General features: G+C 39.6%; 3 protein-coding genes. 2 read left to right on the top strand and 1 reads right to left on the bottom strand.

The window, feature by feature from the left end; all coding sequences use genetic code 11:
• Positions 1–216: 216 nt before the first annotated feature.
• Positions 217–1,194, top strand: coding sequence for an AraC family transcriptional regulator (locus VNZ46_RS06690; protein WP_325559319.1), 978 nt, complete (start codon positions 217–219; stop codon positions 1,192–1,194).
• On the opposite strand, the gene VNZ46_RS06685 is transcribed toward VNZ46_RS06690, so the two are convergent.
• Positions 1,160–1,567 carry an MliC family protein gene (locus VNZ46_RS06685; RefSeq protein WP_325559318.1) on the bottom strand — a complete coding sequence of 136 codons (408 nt, stop codon included), beginning with the start codon at positions 1,565–1,567 and terminating at the stop codon, positions 1,160–1,162. The two genes, VNZ46_RS06690 and VNZ46_RS06685, sit on opposite strands and share 35 nt — an antisense overlap.
• Before the next feature lie 343 nt (positions 1,568–1,910).
• Here VNZ46_RS06685 and VNZ46_RS06680 point away from each other — a divergent pair.
• Positions 1,911–2,758 (top strand): PmoA family protein (locus VNZ46_RS06680; RefSeq protein WP_325559317.1); only part of this gene is annotated, 848 nt, incomplete at its 3' end.

Here is a 2,758-nt window from a genome sequence, read left to right as displayed (position 1 = left end):
CTTTTTCGAATTCCTGAGAACTGAAAAATGTAATCTCTTCACCCTGATTGATCAGCTCGGCGGCTAAACCCAGAGTCGGATTCATATGTCCATGGGAGGGCATGCTTAAAAATAAGACCTTTGACATGTTGATTCTTTTTTGTTTATCCAAAGTTACAATGGGGTAATGAACTAAAATATCTATATTCGTTTAAATAATAGTCCATATCCGTCTTTATGCATTTTGAATCTACCTCTACAACTGGTACCGGCTTATTAAAAGTTCTGTCTGCTGCTACAGGGAGCAAAGTGGTCAATGGAAAGTTAATATTGCCAGAAAATCTGGGCAAAGGGCATATAAAGTTCATTGAACTTGGTCCGCTGATGAGGATGACGATCCATCAATGTGAATTTAAGGAAGATCTGAGCCTTAACCGGATCGGATCTCTGCTAGAGAAAAACGAAATTACCTTTAGCTTTCGTAATGTGTTCTCTGAGGAGGATTTCAGACAATTGCCTTCTGTGCAGGTCTCTTCTTCTGATATGGATGTTGAAATCTTTATCCCTGCGGAGACTAAAATCAATGTGATCTTGATCAATATGCATGTTGATCTGCTAAAAGATCTGTTAAATGAGAATAAGGGAAATTTGTTGTTACATCATATGATTTCCGGGCATCAGCCCTTTTTATATGATGAAATTATTTCGCCGAAAATAAGATATGTAGCAAAAGAGATCGCGGAGGCAAATGGGCCAGTTCAGCTGAATGACTTTTTTTACAAGTTAAAGGCTCAGGAAATGATCTATTTATTTTTTGTTGAATTAATAAAAAGGGAGGAAGTAGCCAGTTACCCGCTGAACACAGCTGATGTTCGTATCATGTATGCCATTAGAGATAAAATTCTGCAGGATTTGACTGTCCCTCCGGTGATGGAGGAATTGATTCTTTTTTCGAATATGAGTGAGAGCAAGATGAATCGCTTGTTTAAACAGATCTTTGGAAACAGTATTTTTAATTATTACCAAAGATCAAGAATGAACGAAGCGGCCTATCTGATTAAAGAGCAAAAGCTTTCTGTTTCTGAGGTAGGTTACCGGATGGGCTTTACAAATTTGAGTCATTTTACCCGGTTATTTGAGAAACATATTGGCCTTAAACCCAAGAAATACTCCAGTTCTTCTATTTCATTTCATGGTATTCATTACAGTCATTGACCAGCATTTTTTCTTTACCGGTGGCCTCGGTTAGAAAACCTGTTTTTCCTTTGTTCCACCAAACAAGTTTACCATCGGAATATTTAGCACCGGAAGCAGAAATGACAAGTTTCATTTTGGTGATATCAGGCTTTTTGATATCGGTCTGTACCAGTGCAAATGGGTTCTTTTCATCAGTATTGTCATAGGAAACGCGAATCTCTTTGTTGTCTGCACATTTATAAAGCACATTGATTATCTTAGTGGTATCGGCTACTTTTGCACTGTCTACTGCAGTTTTATCTGTGTTCACTGAAGAAGTTGTATTGCTTTGTGTACAAGACAGCATAAACAGGCCCATGCAGGGTATGCATAAATGTATTGGCTTTAACATAATTTCTTAGTCTTTCTTAAATAACAATGTTGGAATGGCGCTTGTTTTAAAAAGCACCTGATAAATGCCGGCTTAAACCAGATATGGCTTATAATGGGTTCTATATGACTGCGCAGTGTTTGCAGTATAACTGCGCCATGAGTGCGCGTTTATTCTGGGAAAAGGCGCACTCATGGCGCACTCATATTAAACTAAAATACAACCTGCTAAGAGCCGGATTTCTAAATCGATTGCGTAATATTTTTAGAGGAATTGCCCTGGCGAAAGACAATTTGCAGCTGAATAGCCTATCTTTAGTTTAAAGGATCTATTATAACCTAAATATAAGAAAGCCGAACCAAATATGAAGAAGTATGTGTTTTTTCTCTGCTGCAGCTTCAGTATGCAGTTGTATGCCCAAACTCAGGAAGTCCATTTTTTGGATAAACGTGGAAACAAGAAAATTGACGTTGTAGTTGGAGGCCAATATTTCAGTAGTTTTATTTTTCCTTCCAGTTTAGAAAAACCAGTACTTTATCCTATTCAGGCGGCAAATGGAGCCGTGGTAACCCGGGGCTTTCCACTTGATAAAAGGGACGGAGAAAGAACAGATCATCCACATCATGTAGGCCTATGGTTTAATTACGAAAGTGTAAACGACCTTGATTTCTGGAACAATTCCTATAACATACCTGCAGAGAAAAAGAGTAAATACGGCTGGATCAGGAATGTGAAAGTATTGGAGCTGAGCAAAGGGAAATCTGCAGGCAAGCTGGTTTATACGGCCAATTGGGAAAAACAAGATGGTACTGTGCTGCTTATAGAAAAGACAGAACTGGTGTTTAGCGGCACAGAGAACAGCCGGACAATTGACAGGTATACGACTTTAACTGCGCAGCGGGATACGGTGCGTTTTAACGATGTTAAGGATGGTTTGCTGGGCATCCGGGTAACAAAAGAACTTGAACTTCCTTCAGATAAAACGGAGAAATTCAGTGATAGCCAGGGAAATGTCACAGAGGTTTCTCCAACAAAGAATGGTGCCAATGGAAACTACCTGACCAGTGCTGGTCAAACAGGGAATGCGGCTTGGGGCACACGGGGAAACTGGTGTTTGCTCTATGGTGTTAAAGATCGGGTTCCGGTATCTATTGCGATGATAGATCACCCTAAAAATCCGGGTTATCCTACGTATTGGCATGCAAGAGACTA

Origin of the sequence: Pedobacter sp., from assembly GCF_035566355.1 — a bacterium.
GTDB lineage: Bacteria > Bacteroidota > Bacteroidia > Sphingobacteriales > Sphingobacteriaceae > Pedobacter.
Note: the sequence above shows the minus strand (reverse complement) of the source record. Positions and strands in the feature narration are given on the sequence as shown.

Bases quoted from the DNA above. Each gene is read 5' to 3' on its own strand.
- VNZ46_RS06690 (WP_325559319.1), top strand. From the start codon at position 217: ATGCATTTTGAATCTACCTCTACAACTGGTACCGGCTTATTAAAAGTT.
- VNZ46_RS06685 (WP_325559318.1), bottom strand. From the start codon at position 1,567: ATGTTAAAGCCAATACATTTATGCATACCCTGCATGGGCCTGTTTATG.